Source organism: Amycolatopsis deserti (assembly GCF_014653945.1).
GTDB lineage: Bacteria > Actinomycetota > Actinomycetes > Mycobacteriales > Pseudonocardiaceae > Amycolatopsis_E > Amycolatopsis_E deserti.
The window spans coordinates 484,226-504,387 of record NZ_BNAU01000002.1 but is presented as its reverse complement, the minus strand read 5'-3'; the positions used below and the strand labels follow the sequence as shown (position 1 = coordinate 504,387).

Sequence of the window (20,162 nt, the reverse complement as noted above, 5' to 3'; positions counted from 1 at the left end):
GCGGTTGTCCTCACCGCAACTCAGGTTGCGAAACACCGGGATCTCTTGCCGCGCAACGCGACCGGCTCATACGTTCCCTCGCGCCAGGTCAGGGTGTGAGGAGAACAGAATGGACATCGACGCGATCGCCAAGGCCGCGGCGGGGGAGGGCGACCTGTTCGTGGGCGGGCGATGGCTACCCGCCACCGACGGGCGCACCTTCCCGGTCTTCGACCCGGCCACCACCGAGCCGATCCGCGAGGTGTCCGCGGCCTCCGCCGAGGATGCCCGGGACGCGTTGCGGGTGGCGCAGGACGGGTTCCAGCGGTGGCGGGAGGTCGCGCCGCGGCGCCGGTCCGAGGTGCTGCACGCCGCCTTCGCCGCGATGCACGAGCACGCCCCGGCCCTCGCGCGGCTGATCACCCTGGAGAACGGCAAGGCCTACCGCGACGCGCTCGCCGAGGTCTCCTACGCCGCCGAGTTCTTCCGCTGGTTCGCCGAGGAGGCCGTCCGCATCGGATCCGGCTTCGCCGACGCGCCCGGCGGCGGTTACCGGCACGTGGTGCGCAAGCAGCCGGTCGGGGTCGCGGCGTTCGTCACCCCGTGGAACTTCCCGGCCGCGATGGCCACCCGCAAGATCGCGCCCGCACTGGCCGCGGGGTGCTCGGTGGCGCTCAAGCCCGCGCCGGAGACCCCGTTGACCGCACTGGCGATCGTCGGGCTGCTCGCCGAGGCCGGGTTGCCCGCCGGGGTGTGCAACGTGCTGCCCACCGACCGGGCCGCGGAAGTGGGCGGGGTGTGGCTGGGGGATGAGCGGGTGCGGAAGTTCTCGTTCACCGGATCCACCGCCACCGGCCGGGTCCTGCTCCGGCAGGCGGCGGACAACGTCGTCAACGTGACGATGGAACTCGGCGGGAACGCCCCGTTCATCGTGTGCGCCGACGCCGATGTGGACGCCGCCGTGCGCGGGGCGATGGACGCCAAGATGCGTGGCGGCGGCGAGGTGTGCATCGCCGCCAACCGGTTCTACGTGCACGCCGACGTCGCCGGCGAGTTCACGGCCAAGCTCGGCGAGGCGATGGCCGCGGTCCCGATCGGACCCGGGCTCGCCGACGGGGTCGGCCTCGGGCCGATGATCAACCAGGCCGCGGTGGACAAGATCGCCGGGCTGGTGGCCGACGCCGTCGCCCGCGGCGCCACCGTCGTCGCGCAGGGCCCGCGCCCCGAGGGACCCGGCTGGTTCCACCCGGCGACCGTGCTCGCCGGAGTCCCGGACGACGCGGAGATCATGCACACCGAGGTGTTCGGGCCGGTCGCGCCGATCACCACCTTCACCGACGAGGCCGATCTGCTCGCTCGCGCCAACGATTCGGTGCACGGCCTCGCCGCCTACGTCTACTCGGGCGACCTGGGCCGCGCCCTGCGCCTGGCCGACCGCCTGGAGACCGGCATGGCCGGCATCAACCGCGGTCTGATCTCCGACCCGGCGGCGCCGTTCGGCGGCGTGAAGCAGTCCGGGCTCGGCCGCGAGGGCGGCCGCGAAGGGATCGACGCCTTCCTGGAAACCAAGTACCTCGCCGTGGACTGGCCCGCCTAGCCACCGCTTTTCCCCATTCCCCCACGAGAACAGGACGGATCATGGCAGCGTTGCCCGATACCGACACCGGCGGCTCCGTCACCGACGAGCGCGGCCGCCGCCGACTGCGCACCAAACTGATGCTCGCCACCCAGGTGGGGCAGGGCATCGACGGCTACATCCTCGGCGGGATCGGCGCCGCGATGCCCGCGATCGTCGCCGACATGCACATGTCGGACTGGACGGCCGGGCTGATCGGCGCTTCCGCGCTGGTCGGCATCTTCGTCGGCGGGCCGCTGTTCGGCTGGTTCGCTGACCGCTTCGGCAGGCGGATCGTGTTCCTCACCGACATGATGATCTTCCTGGTCGGCTCGGTCGCGCAGTTCTTCGTGGACAACGCGTGGCAGCTGTTCGTCATCCGGCTGGTGATGGGCATCGCGATCGGCGGCGAGTACGCCATCGGCGCGCCCCTGCTGTCGGAGTACGCGCCCCGGCACAACCGCGGTCGGCTGCTCGCCAGCCTCGAGGTCAGCTGGTACGTCGGGTTCATGCTGGCCTTCGCGGTCGGCTACGCCCTGTCCGATGTGGACGACGGCTGGCGCTGGACCCTGGGCAGCAGCACGCTGATCGCGCTGGTGTGCGTGGCGCTGCGCGGCGGCATCCCGGAATCGGCCCGGTGGCTGCTGAGCAAGGGCAGGCGCGCGGAGGCCGAGCAGCTGATCCGCCGCTACGGCATGGACGTCGACGTGGACACCGAACTGGCCGACGGCGAGCGGCGCAACAGCCTGCGCCTGCTGTTCACCCGCCGCCGCCTGCGCAGCACCGTGTTCGCCAGCACGTTCTGGGCGGCGCTGGTGCTGCCGTACTTCGCCATCGGCACGTTCTCCCCGCAGGTGCTCCAGGCCCTCGGCCTCGGCGACGCGCTCGCCGGCTCGCTGGCCAGCAACGCGCTCGCGGTCCTCGGCGTGGCCGCGGGATGCCTGCTGGTCGAGCGGATCGGGCGTCGCAGGCTGCTGATCCCGCCGTTCTGGATCACCGCGGCGGCGCTGGCGCTGATCGGGTTCTGGCCCACGGCGCCGATCGTCGTGGTCGTCGCGTGCTTCCTCGTGTTCGCCTTCCTCAACGCCGCGTCCAGCGCGCTGACCGCGGTCTACCCGCTGGAGGTGTTCCCGACCGCGATCCGCACGACCGGCGTCGGGTTCGCCACCGCGATGAGCCGGGTCGGCGCGGCGATCGGCACCTTCCTGCTCCCGGTGACGCTCACGCACCTCGGCGTGGGGCCGACGATGCTGATCGGGGCGGGCGTGCTCGCCGCGGGCGGCCTGCTCTCGCACTTCCTCGCCCCGGAAACCGCCGGGCTCGAACTGAGCCACGCCGCCCGCGCGGCGACCGAGGCAGGCAACCGGTAGGCGGGGGACACCGGGCAGGGCGACGAGCTCGCCCTGCCCGGTGCGGTCACGCCGCGGCGACCGGTTCCACCGGAGCCGCGGCACGGGCGCGCGGCAGGGCGAGGCTGACCAGCAGCCCGACGACCATGCCGGCGGCGGTCAGCAGCACGACGAAGAACTCGCCGTCCGCGGTGGCCGTGCGCAGGGCCTCACCCGTCGCCCCTTCGGTGCCGATGTCGGCGAGCGCGGTGAACACCGCCAGGCCGATCGCGTTGCCGATGTTCAGCGCTGTGGAGGCGATTCCGTTGGCGACGCCCTGCTCGTGCGCGGCGGTGCCGGTGGCGGCGGCGATCCACATCGCGGTCCACACCACGCCCTGGCCGACGCCGGACACGACGAGACCCGGCACCAGCACGCCGTAACCGGCGCCGGCGTCGAACCCGATCGCCATCGCCGCCGTGCCGACGACGCCGACCGCGAAGCCGATGATCAGCGTGGTGCGCAGGCCGATGCGGGTGGTGAGCCGCTCACCGAGCTGGGTCCCGGTCGCGATCGCCAGCGAGGGCACCAGGAACGCGAGCCCGGTCTCCAGTGCGCTGTAGCCGTGCACGCTCTGCATCAGCACGGTCAGGAAGTAGGGCAGCACGCCGAATGTCGCCATGTAGATGAACGTGACGGTCATGCCCATCGTCAGGCTGCGGTTGGTGAACAGCCGGAACGGCATGAGCGGGTCGGCGCTGCGCCGTTCGATCACCGCGAACGCCACCAGCAGCACGGCGGCCAGCACGAACGCGCCGATCACCAGTGAGCTGCCCCAGCCCTGCTCGGGCCCCTGGACGAGGGCGAACACGAGCAGCGTGGCGCCGCCGGTGACGGTCAGCGAACCGGGGAGGTCGAAGCGGCGCTTCGGCCCGCCCGCCGGGTCGCGCGGGATCACCGCCAGCGCGGCCAGCGCCACGAGGCCGGCCAGCGGGACGTTGACGTAGAAGACGGCGGGCCAGCCGAAGTTCTCGGTGAGCACACCGCCCAGCAGCGCCCCGATGGTCAATCCGCTGGCGCCCGCGCCGCCCCAGACGGCCAGTGCCCGGTTGCGCTGCGGCCCCTCCGGGAACAACGTGTTGATCAGCGACAGGGTGGACGGCAGCAGCAGCGCGCCGCCGATCCCCTGCACCGCACGGGCGACGATGATCGTGGCCGGGCTTGGCGCGAGGCCGCCGGCCAGCGACGAGACCGCGTAGAGGGCCAGGGCGAACACGAAGACCCGGCGGCGGCCCAGCAGGTCGGCGGCCCGGCCGCCGAAGAGCAGGAACCCGCCGGCGAACACGACGTAGGCGCTGACCACCAGCTGCTGGGTCTGGCCGGGGAAGCCCAGCTCCGCGCCGATCTCGGGGAGGGCGACGAACACGATGTTGAGGTCCAGGGCGTAGATCAGTTGCGCGAGCGCCAGCAGGACCAGGATCCAGCCCGTCCGCCGTGCGGCGGGCTGTCGGGGAACAGCGGACATGCGAGAGGACACCTTCCGGATCGGAGGGGAACGGAGGGACGTCGTCGGCCCATCCGCGGTACGACTGTACGAATAATTACGTACGATCGTACTGTGGTGCAAGCGGGGTCCGTTGATTGTTCGAAAGTCGGTGTACGGTAGTACCGTGAGGTACCGTCACCCGGAGCGTGAGCAGATCCGCATCGACGGCGTGCTGTCGGCGCTGGGCCACCCGGTGCGGCTGGCCGCCGTCCGCGTGCTCGCCGGCGGCGGCGAGCACAACTGCACCAGCGTGCTGACCGAGCTGGGGATCCCGGCCAAGTCGACGATGACCCACCACTGGCGGGTGCTGCGGGACAGCGGCGTGATCATCCAGGAGCCCTCCGGGCGGGAAAACCTGCTGACCCTCCGCCGCGACGACCTGGACGCGCGCTACCCGGGCCTGCTGGACGCCGTGCTGGCCGGAGCCCGCACCGACGAGGCGGGTTCCTGACCCAGTACGACGGCCCCGCCCGCGCGTAAACCCGATGGCCGTTCGAGGCTGGTGTTGTTACCTCGTGGATCGGTCGTGCCCGTCACGCTCGTCGTCAGGGCTGCCTGGCACCGACACAACCGGTTTGGTGTCCGTACCTGCGGTACGCATGGGAGACTGACGCCGTGGTGGTACGCGGCGAGCGTGATTCCCTGGCGACGAGCCTGGAGCGGTTGCGGGGCCCCCTGACCGGTTACTGCTACCGCATCCTCGGGTCCGCCAGCGACGTAGAAGACGCCGTACAGGAGACGATGCTGCGAGCGCTGCGGGCGATCGACAGCTATGACCCGGATCGCGCCGGGTTGTCGACCTGGGTGCACCGGATCGCCACAAATGTTTGCGTGGACATGCTGCGCGGCGCGCAGCGCCGAGCGTTGCCCTGGGACATGGGGCCGGCCGCGTCCGGCTCGGACATCGGTATCCCGCTCCCACCAACGCGGTGGGTCGAGCCGTTGGCGGACTCTCGTCTTGCGGACACCGTTGACCCGGCCACCCTCGCGGTCCGGCATGAGACGCTGCGCCTTGCCTTCATCGCAGCGCTGCAGTGGTTGCCGCCGCGCCAGCGTGCGGTGTTGGTGTTGCGGGATGTCCTCGGGTTCGCCGCCACGGAAGCCGCCGAGGTCATGGAGATGTCGGTGGCCGCGGTGAACAGTGCGCTGCAGCGGGCCAGGGCCACGCTGTTGGAGCATCGGCCGCGCCCGGCCGACCCACCGGACCTGGACGACAGGACTCATCGTGACCTGCTCCAGCGCTACATACACGCTTTTCAGGCGCACGACGTGCCCACGCTGCTCGAGGTGCTGGCCGACGATGTCCGATCCGGCATGCCGCCGTTTGCGTGGTGGCTGGACGGGCCGGCCCGAATCGGCGCCGCGATGACCGGGACGGACGCCTGTGCCGAGGACCGTCTCGTCCCGGGTGCGTTGGTCAACGGGTGTTGGACGCTCGGCCAGTACCGGCCGGACCCGAACGGCGCGCTAGTGCCGTTCGCGCTGTTGGTGATCGAGTTCCGAGGCGGGCGGATCAGCGAGATCGTGACGTTCCTGGGCTGCGGTGACCGCTTCGCGGAGTTCGGTCTGCCGGAGATACTCGAAACCTGATCCCCGGGGACCGATGAGTCCGACTGCTGCCGGTCGTACAAGAGGCGACACATCGGCTACCACCGGAGGCTTTCGTTCATGTCACCGACCCAGACAGACCTCACGCCGCACGTCCGCGCCGAGCGGGAGCGACTGGCCGGTCTCCTTGCTGGCCTGCAGGACGACGAGTGGGACAGTCCGTCCCTGTGCCGGGGCTGGCGGGTGCGTGAGGTCGTCGCGCACATCACCATGCCGTTCCGTACGAGCCTGCCCAGGGTGGTGGTGGGGCTGGCCGCGGCCGGCTTCTCGTTCAACCGGTACGCCGACCGGGCGGCCCGTAGGGACGCTGCCCGGATGTCCGGGGCCGAACTGCTGGCCGTCCTGCGGGCCAACATCGCCAGCCCCTGGCAGCCGCCGGGCGGGGGCCCCGCCGGCGCGCTGAGCCACGACACCATCCACGGCTTGGACATCACCGAGCCGTTGGGTCTGCCATCGCCGCCGGTCGAGCGAATCGCTCTGGTCCTGGCGAACGCCACACCGCGCAGCCTCTCCTACTTCGGCGTCGATCTGGCGGGCATCCAGCTGCGGGGTACCGACGCCGATGTCCGGATCGGTGACGGAGAGCCGGTTGAGATGCCGGTCAAGGACATCCTGCTGACCATCACCGGGCGACGCCCGCTGTCGATCCGAACGAAGTGAGAGGCTCACCTCGTGACGACGCTTGGGCACGAGAGAGGTGCGCGGGTCTCCTGCTGGAACAGAAGACCCGCGCCGTGTTCGGCCACGACAGTACCGACGGCGCGGCCGCGGACAAGGCGGTCGCGGCCGTCGCGCCGTGGGCGGTCAACTGATGCGGTGAGCGTGCAGTACCTGCCTGCTCGAGCACGCCACCCGTGGCCCGCGCATCCGCGGCCGAGCCCGGGATCGGGTTGATCGGTGTGGTCGTCGTGTCTGGATGGTCGGCGACGCTGCGCGCTGTTGGTGCTGCTGGCGGCCCTAGCATCACCGGGCAACGGCCCCGCCCCGCGGGTGCGGGACGGGGCCGTGATCCGGCGCTGCCGGGCCGTTTTCCGTTGTCTCAGGCGGTCGTTCGCGCGTAGTGCTCGGCGATCTCGTCGCTCGTGGTGAGCCACACGTCGTCGTGGCTGGCGATGTACGCCAGCGCCTCGTCGAGGTAGCGGGCGCGGAACGGCTGGCCGATCACGAACGGGTGCAGCGGCAGCGCCATGACGCGGCCACCGCTCGCGGAGTCGGCGTAGAGCTGGTCGAACTGGTCCTTGATGATCTGCAGCACCTCCGGACCGGTGAGCCCCTGGGTGATGAACATAAGCAGGTCGTTGACTTCGAGCGTGTACGGCACGCTGAGCATGCCGGGCACGTTCAACCGGTACGGCTGGTCGTCGTTGGTCCAGTCCAGCACGTAGCTCAGGCCGAGTTCGGACAGCAGCCGCGGCGTGTGGAACGTTTCCGTCAGGCCCGGGCCCATCCAGCCCTTCGGCCGCTGCCCGGTCGCCTTCTCGATCGTGGTGACCGCGTCGGTGAGGATCGCCCGCTCCTCGTCGATCTCGAGGTTCGCGTGCAGCCGCGAGTTGGTCTGCCCGTGCACGAGCCACGCCCAGTCCCGGGCCCGGCCCGCCTCGATCACCTGCGGGTAGTGCTGCGCGACCTCCGAGTTGAGCAACGCCGACGCGCGGATGCCGTGCCGGTCCAGGATGTCGATGACCCGCCAGATGCCGACGCGCAGGCCGTAGTCGCGCCAGCCGTAGTTGAGCGCGTCCGGCACCAGCGTGTTCGTGGACGCCCAGATGCTGGTGGACGGCTTGTCGACGTGGAAGTGCTCGATGTTGAGACCGACGTAGAACGCGAGACGGGCCCCGTTCGGCCAGGCGATGGGCTCCCGTTCGGTGATCGGCTGGTAGTCGAAGAGTTCGAGGCTCATGCGGTCAGGGTGCAACGTTCACACCAGTGTGAAGGTCAAACCACCGGAAGTGTGACCGCGCTCGCTGCAGAAAGCCAAATGTCAGACGTTGAGTGTCACGGAAGTGACGGGAGGGGAAGCGGATACCGGTCGCGCTCGGACCGCTGGAAGGTTCCGCGCAGATCGGCATCTGGGCCCCGGTCCTGCTGGTGGTCAGCCGCATGCTGCAGGGCCTCGCCGTGGGCGGGGAGTGGAGCGGCGCGGTCCTGCTGGCGGCCGAGCACGCGCCGGCGAGCAAACGCGCGTTCTTCAGCAGCTGGCCCCAGGTCGGGATCCCGGCGGGGCTGGTCCTGTCCTCGGCGGTCTTCTACTTCGTGGGACTGATGCCCGAAGCCGCCATGATGAGCTGGGGCTGGCGCCTGCCGTTCCTCGCCAGCGCGATCCTGGTCGGGATCGGTCTCTACGTGCGGCTGCGCATCGACGAGTCGCCGGCCTTCCGCGCGGTGCGGGAACGCGGTGAGGTCGCGAAGTTCCCGGCCGTCGAGCTGGTGAAGACCGCGAAGAAGTCGATCCTGATCGCGCTGCTGGCGCACGCCGGCAACAGCGTGGTGTTCTACATGGCGTCGGTCTTCGGCCTGAAGTACGCCGCCGAGCGCGGCGCGGGCAGCGGGGCCGTGCTGCTCGCCCTGATCGTCGCCGCCGCGCTGCAGATCGTGACCATCCCGCTGGCCGCGATCCTGGCCGACCGGTTCGGCCGCCGCCCGGTCCTGATCGCCGGGGCGGTGCTGACCGTCCTGCTGGCGTTCCCGATCTTCTGGCTGCTGGGCACCGGGCAGTTCGTGCCCTGCCTCATCGCGCTGGTCCTCGCCATCTCGGTCCTGCACGCCCTGCTCTACGGCCCGGAGGCCAGCTTCCTGCTGGAACTGTTCGAAACCCGGCTCCGCTACACCGGTTCCGCCGTCGGCTACCAGATCGGCAGCATGCTCTTCAGCGGCCCCACGCCGTTCCTCGCGGCGGCCCTGTTCGCCTGGGCCCAGTCGATCTGGCCGCTCGCGACCTACATGGTCATCGCCGCGGTCCTGACGATCATCGGGGTGTCGATGGCGAAGGAAACCCGCGCGATCGAGTTCGTCTCCACCAAGCCGTAGGCGCGGCCACGGCCGGTCCGGCGAGCAGCACCCGATGTCTCGATCAATGAGCCGGGGCCGTTGAGCCGCGCGGCGGCGGCGCTCATGATGACCGCTGCGCGCGCTCAACCACTCCTGCGGCATGTATCGAGGTGGATACTGTGCTCGGACACAACCGGACCGGCAGTGTGGCCCCCGGATCGTCACCGGTGTCCCCGGTGGACGGCGACGCAGTGCTGCGCAAGGTCACGCGGCACTTCCTCCCGTTGATCGGCCTGTGCTACATCGTGCTGTACCTGGACCGGCTCAACATCGGCGTCGCGGCGCTGACGATGAACAGCGAGCTGGGCATTTCCGCGACCGCCTACGGGTTCGCCGCGGGGATCTACTTCTGGAGCTACACGCTCCTGGAACCGCCCAGCAACTGGGTGTTGTCCAAAGTGGGCGCTCGCAAGTGGATCTCCCGGATCATGGTGACCTGGGGACTGGTCACCATCGGAACCGCCTTCGTGCAGGGCGAGACGAGCCTGACGATCATGCGGGTGCTGCTCGGGGTCGCCGAGGCGGGTTTCTCGCCGGGCATGCTGTACTTCGTCTCCCGCTGGTACCCCAACGCCCGCCGGGGTGCGGCGATGTCCTGGATCGTCACGTTCATCTGCATCTCCGGCCTGGGCACCCCGCTGATGACCCACCTGCTGGGCCTGCACGGCTTCCTCGGCCTGTCCGGCTGGCGGTGGATCTTCATCGTGACCGGGATTCCCGCGGTGGTCCTGGCGTTCGTGTGCCTCAAGCGGCTGCGGGACACCCCCGCCGACGCCGGGTTCCTGTCCGCCCCGGAGCGGGACTGGCTGACGAAGGTGCTCGCCGACGAGGCCAAGGGCGCCGTCGGGCATGGGCCGCGCGCGTTCCGGCGCGGCCTCGCTGAACCGCGGGTGTTGCTGCTGGTGCTGGTGTTCGTCTGCGTGACCTTCAGCCTCAACGGCTACCAGCTGTGGATCGCGCAGATGCTCAAGAGCTTCGGCCTCGGCACGCACGCCGTCGGCTGGGTGGCCGCGCTGCCGCCGCTGCTGGCGATCGGCCCGATGCTGTGGTGGATGCGCCACTCCGACCGGACGCGGGAGCGGGGGCGGCACTTCTGCGCGGCCGCGCTCGTGGCCGCCGCCGGGTTCGCGATCGCCGCGCTGTCGCTGGCCACCCCGGTCGTCGCGATCGCCGGGTTCTGCGTCGCCGGCATCGGCCTCTACACGGCGATGGGCATCTTCATCACCATCCCGGCGAGCTTCCTCACCGGCGCCGCGCTCGCGGCCGGCTTCGGCGTGATCAACGGCCTGGGCAACCTCGGCGGCTACTTCGGACCGCAGGTCGCCGGGCTGCTCAAGGACGCCACCGGCGGCTACGGTCTCGCGATCGGCTCGTTCGGCGCGGCGATGGCGGTGGCCGCGCTGGTCATCCTCGGCCTCAAGCGGCTCACCAGCCGGGCGGTGGCGCGATGAGCGGCGCGTTCGGGCCCATCCGGCAGAACGGCTACGTCGTGCGGGACCTGCGGCGGGCGGTGCGGCACTGGACCGAGGTGATCGGCGTGGGCCCGTTCTTCGTGATCGACGACCAGCCGCTCACCGGATTCCGCTTCCGCGGCGAACCCAGCGACGCGCGCATCAGTGTCGCGCTCGCCCAGAGCGGTGGGATCCAGATCGAGCTGATCCAGCCGCTGGACGACGCGCCGTCGGTGTTCGGCGAGTTCGCCCGCTCGGGCCGGGAAGGCTTGCAGCACATCGCCTTCTGGACCGACGAGTTCGACGCGGCGATGCGGGACGCGGCCCGGCGCGGCCTGACCGTCCTGCAGGAGGGGTGTTCCGGCAGCGGGGCCCCGGACGAGCGGTTCGTGTACTTCACCGCCGAGCACCACCCCGGCACCATGATCGAACTGTCCGAGACCCGCGGCGCCAAGGGCCGGTTGTTCCGCGCGGTGGCGGCCGCGGCCGAGGGCTGGGACGGCACCGACCCGGTGCGGGACATGCGCTCCCTGCTGGGCGGGGCGTCGTGAGGTCCGCCGTGGTCACCGGGGGAGCCTCCGGGATCGGTCTGGCGACCGTCGGCCGTCTGCACCGCGACGGCTGGCACGTCGTGGCCGCCGACCGCGACGCCGCGGCGCTCGCGAAACTGCCCGCGGACGACCGCATCGTGCCGGTGACCGCGGACGTCACCGACGAGGACCAGGCCGGCCGGATCGTCGCCGTCGCCGACGACCTCGGCGACGGGCTCGGCGCCGTCGTCACCTGCGCCGGGATGGTCCGCAACGCCGCGGCGGCCGAGACGTCCGCGGCCGACTTCCGGCACTCGCTGGAGGTCAACCTGACCGGCACGTTCCTCGTCTGCCGCGCCGCCGCTCGGCGGATGCTGCGCCGCGGCACCGGGGGTTCTTTGATCACCATCTCGTCGGTGTCGGGTCTGCGCGGCGGGCAGCAGCGGGCCGCCTACGCCGCGTCGAAGGGCGGTGTCGTCGCCCTGACCCAGGTGCTCGCCGCCGAACTCGGTCCCGCCGGCATCCGCGCCAACTGCGTGGCGCCGGGCGCCACCGACACCCCGCTGGTGCGGGTGGCGCACCCGCCGGCCGTCCGCGACGCCGTGCTGGCCGCGATCCCGCTGGGCCGCTACGCACAGCCCGGTGAGGTCGCGGCGGTGATCGCGTTCCTCGCCGGGGACGAATCGGCGTTCGTCACGGGCCAGACCTGGTGCGTGGACGGCGGGCAGACGGCCGGCCCCGGCTGGCGAACGGGAGAGGATTCATGACACCGCTGGTGATCGGGGTCAACCCGAACGAGAACATGATGCGCGAGGACAACCCGCACGTCCCGTGGACACCCGGCGAGATCGCCGCGGACGTCGCGGCCTGCGCGGCCGCCGGGGCGACGGCGGTGCACTACCACGCCCGGACCGACGACGGGGCACCCGACCACAGCCCCGAGCGCTACGCCGAGACCTCCCGCCTGATCCGGCAGCGGTGCGACGTCCTGCTCGCCCCGTCGCTGGCCAACGGCCCGGGCTTCCCGCTGGAGCGCAGGCTCGCGCCGGTCACCGAGACGGCCGGGGACGCGCGCCCGGACTTCCTGACCATCGACATGGGCTGCGCGATCATGGACCTGTGGGATCCGGCGCGGGCGCGGTTCCGCACGGACGACAAGGTGTTCGTCAACGACACCGCGACGCACCGGGCGTTGTTCGCCTGCGCCCGCCGGCACGGCCTGACGCCGTGGCTGGCGTCGTTCACCGTCGGCTGGACCAGGACGATCGCCGCGCACCTGGCCGCCGGGGAGGTGCCCGGGCCGGCGGTGGTGCAGTTCGTGCTCGGCGGGCCCGAGTTCCTCGCCGCCCATCCCGCGACGGTCGCCGGCCTGCGCGCGCACCTGGACTTCCTGCCGCGGCACGACGGCCTGGCCTGGATCGTGTCCGCGCACCGCGCCGACATCCTCGAACTGGCCGAGGAGATCGTGCGCCTGGGTGGGCACATCACCGTCGGCGTCGGCGACCACCCGCACACCGCACGCGGCTGTCCCACCAACGCCGAACTCGTCGAGCACGTCGCCGCGGTCGCCCGGCGGGCGGGACGGCCCATCGCGACCCCCGACGACGCGCGGCGCATCCTCGGCGTCACACAACCGGAAAGGAGCGACCTCCATGCGGGTGGTCGATGACCACAGTGGACCGGTCCGCACGGTCCTGCGCCTCGGCGGGCTGTCGGTGGCGGTGATGGACTCCATCGCCTTCGCCACCGGCGAGCACGCCGGGCAGGCGATCGTGACCGGATCCCACGGCGGAACCAGCGCGGGCGAGTACGCCCGCCGGTGCGGGGTCGCCGCCGTGGCCTGCAACGACGCCGGGATCGGCAAGGACGGGGCCGGGGTGGCGGGCCTGGCGGCGCTGGACGGCGTCGTCGGCGTCGCCGTCGGCCACGACACCGCCCGGATCGGCGACGGGCACGACACCTGGGCGAACGGGATCGTCAGCTACGCCAACGCGACCGCCCTGGCCGCCGGGATCCGGGTCGGCGAACCGCTGTCGGCGGCGTTCACCAGGCTCGCGGCGAGGGGTGTGCCGTGCTGAGGACGACGGTCGCCGAGCGGGGCGGGCGGCGGGTGGTGCTGCTGGACAGCATGTCCCAGGCCGAGCACGCCGACCGCGGCCAGATCATCGTCGCCGCGTCCAACGGCGGCGTGGAGTCGGGGCGGATCGCCGTGCTGAGCGGGTGCGCGTGCGCGGTGTTCAACGACGCCGGACGCGGCAAGGACGACGCCGGCATCGCGGGCCTGGCGGTCATGGACGAGGCGGGCGTGCCGGGCGCGACGGTCGGCCACCTGACCGCGCGCATCAGCGACGGCCGCGACATGTGGGACAACGGCGTGCTGACGCACGTCAACGAAGCCGGGCTCCGGGCCGGGCTGCGGGTGGGGGACCCGCTGCGGAGCGCGATCACCCGCCTGCTCGAGGAGGTGGCGGCGTGACCGGGCGTCCGGTGATCGTCACCGTCGCGCCGACCGGCGGGATGCTGACCCCCGCGCAGCACCCGCACGTGCCCACCCAGCCCGAGCGGATCGCCGAGGACGTGGCACGCTGCGCGGCGGCGGGCGCGAGCGTCGCCGCCCTGCACGCGCGCCGCCCCGACGACGCGGCCACCTGCGACCCCGCCGTCTACCAGGAGATCAACGAGCTGGTGCGCGACCGCTGCGACGTCGTCATCAACAACTCCACCGGCGGCGGGCTCAACGGGGACATGGTGCGTGACACCGAGTACGGCGCCGTCGTCGACCACGACCAGCGTCTCGCCGGGGCCCGGGTCGGGGCCGACACGTGCACGCTGGACACGATCACCGCGTACGTGAGCGGGCCGGACGGCGAGACGCTGATGAGCACCCCGCGCTGGTTCGCGCGGCGGCTGGCGGCGGCGTTGCAGGAGGCGGGCGTGAAACCCGAGTGGGAGGTGTTCAACCCCGCGCACCTGGTGGTGGACATGCCCGCGCTGATCGAGTTCGACCGCGCGCCGTACGTGGTGAACTTCGTGCTCAACCAGCACGAGACGTTCCAGAACGCCCTGCCGTACACGCCCGCGATCCTGCGCGGGCTGGTCGGCCTGCTGCCCGCGGGCGCGGTCTTCTCCGCCACCGTGTGCGGACCGGACCCGCTGCCCGGCCTGGTGCACGCGCTCGAACTCGGCGGGCACGTCCGCGTCGGCATCGAGGACAGCCCGTTCGACGCCGACGGCAGGCCGATGACCAACCTGGAACAGGTCGAGCGGGTGGTCGAGGTCATCCGGGACCACGGGTGCGAGCCCGCCACCCCGGCGCAGGCCCGCGCGCTGCTCGGTCTGGGGGAGGCGGCATGAGCGCGCCGGTCGCGGTGGTCACCGGCGCCGGCAGCGGCCTCGGGCGGGTGATCGCGCGGGCCCTGCTCGCCGACGGCTACCGGGTCGCGCTGGCCGGGCGCCGGGCCGGCCCGCTGGCGGAAACCGCCCCGGACGGCCTCGCCGTGCCGACCGACGTGTCCGACCCGGACTCGGTCGGCGAGCTGTTCGACCGCGTCACCGCCACCTGGGGCCGGGTCGACCTGCTGGTCAACAACGCCGGGGTGTTCGGCCCCTCCGGCCCGCCGGACGAGATCCCGGTGGCGGAGTGGCTGTCCTGTGTGGACATCAACCTGACCGGCGCCTTCCTCTGCGCGCGGGCGGCCTTCGGCGTGATGCGCCGCCAGGACCCGCGCGGTGGCCGGATCATCAACAACGGGTCCGTCTCGGCCCACTCGCCGCGTCCCGGCAGCATCGCCTACACGGCGACGAAACACGCCATGACGGGACTGACCAAGTCGCTGTCGCTGGACGGCAGGCCGTTCGGGATCGCCTGCGGGCAGATCGACATCGGCAACGCGGCGACCGAGATGACCGCGGGCATCGCGGCCGGCACGCGCCAGGCCGACGGGACACTGCGGCCGGAACCGACGTTCGACGCCGCCCACGTCGCCGCCGCCGTCCGCTACATGGCCGGGCTCCCGCTGGAGGCGAACGTCCAGTTCCTCACCCTGACCGCCACCACGATGCCGTTCCTGGGCCGCGGTTAGCGGCGCGGGGCCAGCACCGGGCGCACCACCGACTCGGCCATCGCGAGCTCCCGCGTGATCGCCAGCGCGGTGGTGCGCACCGCGGCGTCCACCCGTGACAGGTTGATGCGGCCGGCCAGACCGGAGATCGACAGCGCGGCCAGCACGGTGCCGTCCGGGCCGAACACCGGTGAGGCCACCCCGGTCACGTCGCGGAACGACTCCTGCCGGTCGAAGGCCACCCGCGCCCGGCGGACCCGGTCCAGCTCGGCCCGCAACGCGTCCGGGTCGGTGATCGTCCGCGCGGTCAGTCGTTTCAGCGGTTTGGCCAGCGTGCGGTCGAGGTGGTCGGCGGGCCCGAACGCGAGCATCACCTTGCCCGAGCAGCTCGCGTGGGCCGGCCAGCGGCCGCCCGTGCGCAGCGGCAGCCGGGGTGCGCGCTCGCCGCGCAGGATCTCGACGTGCACCACCTCACCGTCCTGCTCGACCGCCAGGCCGATGTTGTGCCCGGTCGCTTCGTGCAGGACGGCCATGTGCTTGCGGGCCGCCTCGTGCAGGCTGCGGGGCTGCGGAACCAGCTGCCCCAGCTCGAACAGCAGCAGCCCCGGGCGGAACGCCGTGCCCGCCCGCTCGAGCAGCCCGACCCGGGCCAGCTCCCGCAACAGCCGGTGCGCCGTGGCCCGCGGCAACCCCGTCCGCCGCGCGACCGCCGCCGCGCTCACCGGCAGCTCCGCGCCACGGAACTGCTTCAGGATCAGCGCGGCCCGCCCGAGGGCGCTGATCTCGCCCTCGTCCCGATGTGCCGGACACATGAGAGCATCCTGCCCCACCGGCGGCCCCGCGCGGCGCACGTGTCCCGATGAACGAGACAACCCGAGCAGCTCGAGAGTTCACCGCCGGCCGCGGTGCTTCCCGGACCGCCACACCACCCGGATCTCCGACAGCAGCTCCAGCGGCTTGGCCGGCACGGTCTTCGGCAGCGAGCCGGCGAACCGCAGCGGGTCCTTGCGCAGGCGGCGCAACATGCGCTTCGGCTTGCTCGCCAGGCGCTGGCGGAGGTCGGCCAGGTACTCGCCCCGGATGTCGCGGCCGAAGGTCCGGCCGCAGGCGGTGCAGGTGACCTGCGCCAGGAGACGGCCGGCGTACACCACCTCGTGCACGGTGTCCGTGCCGCACCGGGAGCAGGTCAGTTCCGCGTGCCTGACGGTGTCCATCGTTGCCTCATCTCCGGTAGTTCGCCGAGGCCAGAACCTGCTCGGCGATCACCAGGTCGTGCGCGTAGGTGACCTTGATGTTCTCCTGCTCTCCCGCGACCCAGCGGATGGGGAGATCGGAGAAGCGTTCCATCACCGACGAGGTGTCGGTGCCCTCGAACCGTTGCCGCGCCGCCTCTTCGTAGGCGTCCAGCAGCGGGCGCGCGTGGAACGCCTGCGGGGTCTGGGCGCGGATCGCGGTGCCGGCGGGCAGGTTCTCCAGCCCGTCGGCCGCGACCGCCATGATGTCGTCGGCCGCGAGGCCAGGCACCGCGCCCCCGTGCCGCCGGGCCGCCTGCAGGACTCCCGCGATCAGCTCCGGGCTGGCCAGCGGGCGGGCCCCGTCGTGCAGGAGCACGGTGTCGACGGCGCCGCTGTCGATCCGTTCCGCGAGGTGCCGCAACGCCCGCAGCTCGGACTCCTGCCTGCTCCGGCCACCGTGCACCACCTCCACGTCCGCGCCGTCGACCTCGCGTTCCAGCACCCACTCGACGAGGTCGTGGTCCTGCGGCCGGGACACCAGGACCAGCACCCCGATGCCGGGAACCTGGGCGAAGGCGCTCAGCGACCAGGACACCAGCCGCCGCCCGGCCAGCGGCAGGTACACCTTGTTCACGTCGGCCCCGACCCGGGTCCCGGAACCGCTGGCCAGCACGACCGCGGCCGCGTGGGAACGTTGCGCCATGCCGCCGATCATAGGGACAGGATCTCCTGCAGTGAGGTGAGCAGCCGGGCGGCGTCCGCACCATCGCCGACCCGGTGGTCGACGGTGAGACCGACAGTGCACCGCAGCGCCACCCCGATGCCGCCGGGCACCGGAACCACCTTCTCCTGCACCCGGCCGACCGCCAGCGCCGTCGCCTGCGGGGGACTGAGCAGCGCGTGGAACGCGTCGACCCCGAACCCGCCGAGGTTGGACAGGGTGGTCGTGCCGCCCGACATCTCGGCGAGCGTGAGCTTCCCGGCCCGGGCGCGCCGGACGACGTCGCGGACACGCCCGGCCAGGCCGTCGTCGAGATCCGGATCCCGCAGCACCGGAGCGAGCAGCCCGCGCGGGGTGTCCACGGCCAGCGCCACACCGACGTGGCCGTGCCGCCGCACGTCGCCGTCCGCCCACTCGGCGTTGAGCTCGGGGTGGCGCCGCAAGGCCGTCGCGAGAGCGCGCACGAACACCACGGTCCAGTCGCCCCCGGTCGCGGTCATCTCGAGGTCGCGGTAGACCACGAACTGCGGGACCTGTGCGCTGGCCGACATCCGCCGGGCGATCACCGCGCGCGGGCCGCGCCGCGGTCCGACCTCCAGCGGCGGGAGGTCGGATAGCCGGATCGTGGCCGCCGGACCCGTGGGCGTGATCGTGGCGAGGTCGATCCCGCGTTCGGCCGCGGCGCGCCGCGCGGCCGGGACGGCGGCGACCCGCGCCGGTCCCGCCGTCACGGCCACGGGCACGGGTTCCGGCTCCGGTTCCGGCACTGGCTCCGACTCGGGGACGGGCTCCGGCGCGGGCGTGTCGAAGAGCCCGTCCAGCAGGTCGTCGGCCGTGGTGGCGAGGTAGGCGATCGGTTCGCCCACCGCGACGACGTCCTCCGGCTGCGCGACGATCCGCACCAGGGTGCCGTCGGCGGTCGCCTCGACCTCCATGTCCACCTTGTCGGTGGTCACCTCGCACACGACCTCGCCGGCGCGCACCTCGTCGCCCTCGGCCTTGTGCCAGGTGACGAGCGTCCCCTCGGTCATGGTCATGGACATCTTCGGCATGACCAGCGGCGCTTCCTTCATCACCACCTCCGCACCAGTTCCGTCGCCTCCCGCACGATGTCGCCGGTCTGCGGCACCGCGGCGCGTTCCAGCTGCGGCGCGTAGGGGATCGGCACGTCGAGCCCGCACAGCCGGGCGATCGGCGCGCGCAGGTGCCCGAACGCGGGCGACTCCCCGATGGTCGCGGCGATCTCGGCCATGAACCCCGCCGTCTTCGGGGCCTCCTGGACGAGCAGCGCCCGGCCGGTGCGGATCACGTCGTCCACGATCGGCCGCGCATCGAGCGGTTTGAGCGTGCGCGGGTCGATCACCGACGCCTCGATGCCGTTCCCGGCCAGCTCGTCCGCGGCTTCCAGCGCACGCGGCACCATCACGCCGGTGGCCACGATGGTCAGGTCGGCGCCGGTCCGCCGGACCGCGGCCTCGCCGAGCCGGGCGGGGGAGGCCGCTTCGGGCACCGGCCCGCTCTGCTTGTAGAGCAGCTTGTGCTCCAGCACGATCACCGGGTTCGGGTCGTCGATGGCGGCCAGCAGCAGGGCCTTGGCGTCGGCCGGGGTGGCCGGCATGACCACCTTCAGCCCCGGCACGTGCGCGAACCACGCCTCCAGGCTTTGCGAGTGCTGCGCCGCGGCGCCGGTGCCGGAGCCGGTGGGCGCCCGCAACACCATCGGGACGGTCGCCGCACCGCCCAGCATGAAGTGGATCTTCGCGGCCTGGTTGACGATCTGGTCCATGGCCTGCGCGGTGAAGTCGGAGAACTGGATCTCCACGATCGGCCGCATCCCGGCGAGCGCGGCCCCCACCGCGGCGCCCACGATGCCCAGTTCGCTGATCGGCGTGTCCCGGATCCGCTCCTCGCCGAAGCGGTGCACGAGATCACCGGTGACCCCGAACGCGCCGCCGTAGGTGCCGACGTCCTCACCCAGCAGGAACACCCGATCATCGGCTTCCATCGCCTGGGCGAGCGCTTCGCGCACCGCCTCGGCGTAGGTGAGCGTGCGAGTCTCCGTCACTGCCGTCATTTCGCGTACACCGCCTCGGTCAGCGAGTCCGCCGAGGCGTCCGGTGCGGCGTTGGCGGCCCGGATCGCCGCCCGCACCGCCTCGCGCGCCTCGTCCCGGCAGGCCTGGATCTCGTGCTCGCCCAACGTGTGCGCGACCCGCTGTTCGAACCGCGCGATCGGGTCGCGTTCGCGCCACTGCTCGATCTCTTCGCGGGTGCGGTAGAGGTTCTTGTCGCTCTTGGAATGCCCCTTCCAGCGGTAGGTCGTGGCCTCGACCAGCGTCGGGCCCTCGCCCGCCCGTGCGCGGGTGACCGCGTCGGCCACCGCGTCGTGCACCGCCTGCGGGTCGTTGCCGTCCACCGTGACGCCGGGGATGCCGTAGGCGGCGGCGCGTTCGGACAGCTGCTTGACCCGGAACGCCCGGCTGACCGGCATCGACATGCCGTAGTGGTTGTTCTCGCACACGAACACCACCGGCAGGTCCCAGATCGCGGCCAGGTTGACCCCCTCGTGCCAGGCGCCCTCGTTGACCGCGCCGTCGCCGAAGAAGCTGACCACGACCTCCCGCCCGCCGCGCATCTTCACCGCCAGCCCGGCACCCGCGGCGATGGGCACGCCGCCGGCGACGATGCCGTTCGCGCCGAGGTTGCCGGTCGCCACGTCGGCGATGTGCATCGAGCCGCCGCGGCCGCGGCAGTACCCGGTTTCCTTCGCCAGGAGTTCGGCCATCATCTCGTCCAGGCGCGCGCCCTTGGCGATGCAGTGGCCGTGGCCGCGGTGGGTGGAGGTGATGTAGTCGCCGTCGGCCAGCGCCAGGCAAGCGCCGGCCGGCACGGCCTCCTGCCCGATCGACAGGTGCATGGTGCCGTGCAGCAGGCCGCGCGCGAACAGGTCGTCCACGGCTTCCTCGAACCGCCGGATCGTCCACATGGTGACCAGCGCCCGGCGGGCGAGGTCACGGTTCCCGATCAGGTCCATCGTCGGT

At 72.2% G+C, this 20,162-nt stretch carries 22 protein-coding genes; 14 read left to right on the top strand and 8 right to left on the bottom strand.

Annotated elements, in window-relative coordinates:
- The first annotated feature begins 109 nt into the window (after nt 1–109).
- On the top strand, nt 110–1,576 hold the full coding sequence (locus tag IE290_RS10880; RefSeq protein WP_191244422.1) for an NAD-dependent succinate-semialdehyde dehydrogenase: 1,467 nt from the start codon (nt 110–112) through the stop codon (nt 1,574–1,576).
- A gap of 41 nt (nt 1,577–1,617) precedes the next feature.
- Nucleotides 1,618–2,964, top strand: a complete 1,347-nt coding sequence (locus IE290_RS10875) for an MFS transporter (protein WP_229874396.1) — start codon at nt 1,618–1,620, stop codon at nt 2,962–2,964.
- A gap of 46 nt (nt 2,965–3,010) precedes the next feature.
- Here IE290_RS10875 and IE290_RS10870 read toward each other — a convergent pair whose 3' ends face one another.
- On the bottom strand, nt 3,011–4,447 hold the full coding sequence (locus IE290_RS10870) for an MFS transporter (protein WP_191244421.1): 1,437 nt from the start codon (nt 4,445–4,447) through the stop codon (nt 3,011–3,013).
- Nucleotides 4,448–4,592: 145 nt separating this feature from the next.
- Here IE290_RS10870 and IE290_RS10865 point away from each other — a divergent pair, with 145 nt between their 5' ends.
- From IE290_RS10865 to IE290_RS10855, 3 genes are all read left to right on the top strand, one after another.
- Nucleotides 4,593–4,919 (top strand): ArsR/SmtB family transcription factor, encoded by a 327-nt coding sequence (locus IE290_RS10865; RefSeq protein ID WP_191244420.1) that lies wholly within the window; start codon nt 4,593–4,595, stop codon nt 4,917–4,919.
- 164 nt (nt 4,920–5,083) lie between these two features.
- Nucleotides 5,084–6,058, top strand: coding sequence for an RNA polymerase subunit sigma-70 (locus IE290_RS10860; RefSeq protein WP_191244419.1), 975 nt, complete (start codon nt 5,084–5,086; stop codon nt 6,056–6,058).
- A 78-nt stretch (nt 6,059–6,136) separates the two neighbouring features.
- Entirely contained in the window at nt 6,137–6,736 is a 600-nt protein-coding gene (locus tag IE290_RS10855; RefSeq protein WP_191244418.1) for a maleylpyruvate isomerase family mycothiol-dependent enzyme, read from the top strand.
- Between the two features lie 379 nt (nt 6,737–7,115).
- Here the strand turns inward: IE290_RS10855 and IE290_RS10850 are convergent, their stop codons facing one another.
- The gene (locus tag IE290_RS10850) at nt 7,116–7,976 is read right to left on the bottom strand and encodes a polysaccharide deacetylase family protein (RefSeq protein ID WP_191244417.1); all 861 of its coding nucleotides are present in this window, start codon (nt 7,974–7,976) and stop codon (nt 7,116–7,118) included.
- 122 nt (nt 7,977–8,098) lie between these two features.
- Between IE290_RS10850 and IE290_RS10845 the strand changes: the two genes are divergently transcribed.
- The 9 genes from IE290_RS10845 to IE290_RS10805 all read left to right on the top strand — a co-directional run bounded on the left by IE290_RS10845 (nt 8,099) and on the right by IE290_RS10805 (nt 15,187).
- Nucleotides 8,099–9,103 (top strand): MFS transporter, encoded by a 1,005-nt coding sequence (locus tag IE290_RS10845; RefSeq protein WP_308431352.1) that lies wholly within the window; start codon nt 8,099–8,101, stop codon nt 9,101–9,103.
- Between the two features lie 197 nt (nt 9,104–9,300).
- Nucleotides 9,301–10,575, top strand: a complete 1,275-nt coding sequence (locus IE290_RS10840; RefSeq protein WP_229874394.1) for an MFS transporter — start codon at nt 9,301–9,303, stop codon at nt 10,573–10,575.
- A complete protein-coding gene (locus IE290_RS10835) occupies nt 10,572–11,126 on the top strand; it encodes a VOC family protein (protein ID WP_191244416.1) in 555 nt (184 codons plus the stop codon). Before IE290_RS10840 ends, IE290_RS10835 begins: the two co-directional genes overlap by 4 nt.
- Nucleotides 11,123–11,872 carry an SDR family NAD(P)-dependent oxidoreductase gene (locus IE290_RS10830; protein WP_191244415.1) on the top strand — a complete coding sequence of 250 codons (750 nt, stop codon included), beginning with the start codon at nt 11,123–11,125 and terminating at the stop codon, nt 11,870–11,872. Before IE290_RS10835 ends, IE290_RS10830 begins: the two co-directional genes overlap by 4 nt.
- Nucleotides 11,869–12,774, top strand: a complete 906-nt coding sequence (locus IE290_RS10825; RefSeq protein ID WP_191244414.1) for a beta-keto acid cleavage family enzyme — start codon at nt 11,869–11,871, stop codon at nt 12,772–12,774. The genes IE290_RS10830 and IE290_RS10825 overlap by 4 nt, the downstream gene beginning before the upstream one ends.
- Nucleotides 12,758–13,183 carry a hypothetical protein gene (locus IE290_RS10820; RefSeq protein WP_229874393.1) on the top strand — a complete coding sequence of 142 codons (426 nt, stop codon included), beginning with the start codon at nt 12,758–12,760 and terminating at the stop codon, nt 13,181–13,183. The genes IE290_RS10825 and IE290_RS10820 overlap by 17 nt, the downstream gene beginning before the upstream one ends.
- Complete coding sequence (locus IE290_RS10815) at nt 13,177–13,581, top strand: hypothetical protein (protein ID WP_229874392.1); 405 nt, start codon at nt 13,177–13,179, stop codon at nt 13,579–13,581. Before IE290_RS10820 ends, IE290_RS10815 begins: the two co-directional genes overlap by 7 nt.
- Nucleotides 13,578–14,459, top strand: a complete 882-nt coding sequence (locus IE290_RS10810) for a beta-keto acid cleavage family enzyme (RefSeq protein ID WP_191244413.1) — start codon at nt 13,578–13,580, stop codon at nt 14,457–14,459. The genes IE290_RS10815 and IE290_RS10810 overlap by 4 nt, the downstream gene beginning before the upstream one ends.
- Nucleotides 14,456–15,187: an SDR family oxidoreductase gene (locus IE290_RS10805; protein WP_191244412.1), complete on the top strand. Its 732-nt coding sequence runs from the start codon at nt 14,456–14,458 to the stop codon at nt 15,185–15,187. The genes IE290_RS10810 and IE290_RS10805 overlap by 4 nt, the downstream gene beginning before the upstream one ends.
- Here the strand turns inward: IE290_RS10805 and IE290_RS10800 are convergent.
- From IE290_RS10800 to IE290_RS10775, 6 genes are all read right to left on the bottom strand, one after another.
- Complete coding sequence (locus IE290_RS10800) at nt 15,184–15,978, bottom strand: IclR family transcriptional regulator (protein ID WP_191244411.1); 795 nt, start codon at nt 15,976–15,978, stop codon at nt 15,184–15,186. The genes IE290_RS10805 and IE290_RS10800 overlap by 4 nt on opposite strands.
- Before the next feature lie 78 nt (nt 15,979–16,056).
- Nucleotides 16,057–16,380 (bottom strand): hypothetical protein, encoded by a 324-nt coding sequence (locus IE290_RS10795; RefSeq protein ID WP_191244410.1) that lies wholly within the window; start codon nt 16,378–16,380, stop codon nt 16,057–16,059.
- Between the two features lie 7 nt (nt 16,381–16,387).
- On the bottom strand, nt 16,388–17,116 hold the full coding sequence (locus IE290_RS10790) for an IspD/TarI family cytidylyltransferase (protein WP_191244409.1): 729 nt from the start codon (nt 17,114–17,116) through the stop codon (nt 16,388–16,390).
- The gene (locus IE290_RS10785; RefSeq protein ID WP_191244408.1) at nt 17,113–18,195 is read right to left on the bottom strand and encodes a dihydrolipoamide acetyltransferase family protein; all 1,083 of its coding nucleotides are present in this window, start codon (nt 18,193–18,195) and stop codon (nt 17,113–17,115) included. Before IE290_RS10785 ends, IE290_RS10790 begins: the two co-directional genes overlap by 4 nt.
- Nucleotides 18,195–19,196, bottom strand: coding sequence for an alpha-ketoacid dehydrogenase subunit beta (locus IE290_RS10780; RefSeq protein ID WP_191244407.1), 1,002 nt, complete (start codon nt 19,194–19,196; stop codon nt 18,195–18,197). Before IE290_RS10780 ends, IE290_RS10785 begins: the two co-directional genes overlap by 1 nt.
- Complete coding sequence (locus IE290_RS10775) at nt 19,193–20,155, bottom strand: thiamine pyrophosphate-dependent dehydrogenase E1 component subunit alpha (protein WP_191244406.1); 963 nt, start codon at nt 20,153–20,155, stop codon at nt 19,193–19,195. Before IE290_RS10775 ends, IE290_RS10780 begins: the two co-directional genes overlap by 4 nt.
- Nucleotides 20,156–20,162: the final 7 nt, after the last annotated feature.

Coding starts and splice junctions, on each gene's coding strand:
- IE290_RS10835 (WP_191244416.1), top strand. CDS start 10,572: ATGAGCGGCGCGTTCGGGCCCATCCGGCAGAACGGCTACGTCGTGCGG.
- IE290_RS10775 (WP_191244406.1), bottom strand. CDS start 20,155: ATGGACCTGATCGGGAACCGTGACCTCGCCCGCCGGGCGCTGGTCACC.
- IE290_RS10805 (WP_191244412.1), top strand. CDS start 14,456: ATGAGCGCGCCGGTCGCGGTGGTCACCGGCGCCGGCAGCGGCCTCGGG.
- IE290_RS10875 (WP_229874396.1), top strand. CDS start 1,618: ATGGCAGCGTTGCCCGATACCGACACCGGCGGCTCCGTCACCGACGAG.
- IE290_RS10825 (WP_191244414.1), top strand. CDS start 11,869: ATGACACCGCTGGTGATCGGGGTCAACCCGAACGAGAACATGATGCGC.
- IE290_RS10780 (WP_191244407.1), bottom strand. CDS start 19,196: ATGACGGCAGTGACGGAGACTCGCACGCTCACCTACGCCGAGGCGGTG.
- IE290_RS10870 (WP_191244421.1), bottom strand. CDS start 4,447: ATGTCCGCTGTTCCCCGACAGCCCGCCGCACGGCGGACGGGCTGGATC.
- IE290_RS10880 (WP_191244422.1), top strand. CDS start 110: ATGGACATCGACGCGATCGCCAAGGCCGCGGCGGGGGAGGGCGACCTG.
- IE290_RS10790 (WP_191244409.1), bottom strand. CDS start 17,116: ATGATCGGCGGCATGGCGCAACGTTCCCACGCGGCCGCGGTCGTGCTG.
- IE290_RS10820 (WP_229874393.1), top strand. CDS start 12,758: ATGCGGGTGGTCGATGACCACAGTGGACCGGTCCGCACGGTCCTGCGC.
- IE290_RS10855 (WP_191244418.1), top strand. CDS start 6,137: ATGTCACCGACCCAGACAGACCTCACGCCGCACGTCCGCGCCGAGCGG.
- IE290_RS10795 (WP_191244410.1), bottom strand. CDS start 16,380: ATGGACACCGTCAGGCACGCGGAACTGACCTGCTCCCGGTGCGGCACG.
- IE290_RS10850 (WP_191244417.1), bottom strand. CDS start 7,976: ATGAGCCTCGAACTCTTCGACTACCAGCCGATCACCGAACGGGAGCCC.
- IE290_RS10800 (WP_191244411.1), bottom strand. CDS start 15,978: ATGTGTCCGGCACATCGGGACGAGGGCGAGATCAGCGCCCTCGGGCGG.
- IE290_RS10785 (WP_191244408.1), bottom strand. CDS start 18,195: ATGAAGGAAGCGCCGCTGGTCATGCCGAAGATGTCCATGACCATGACC.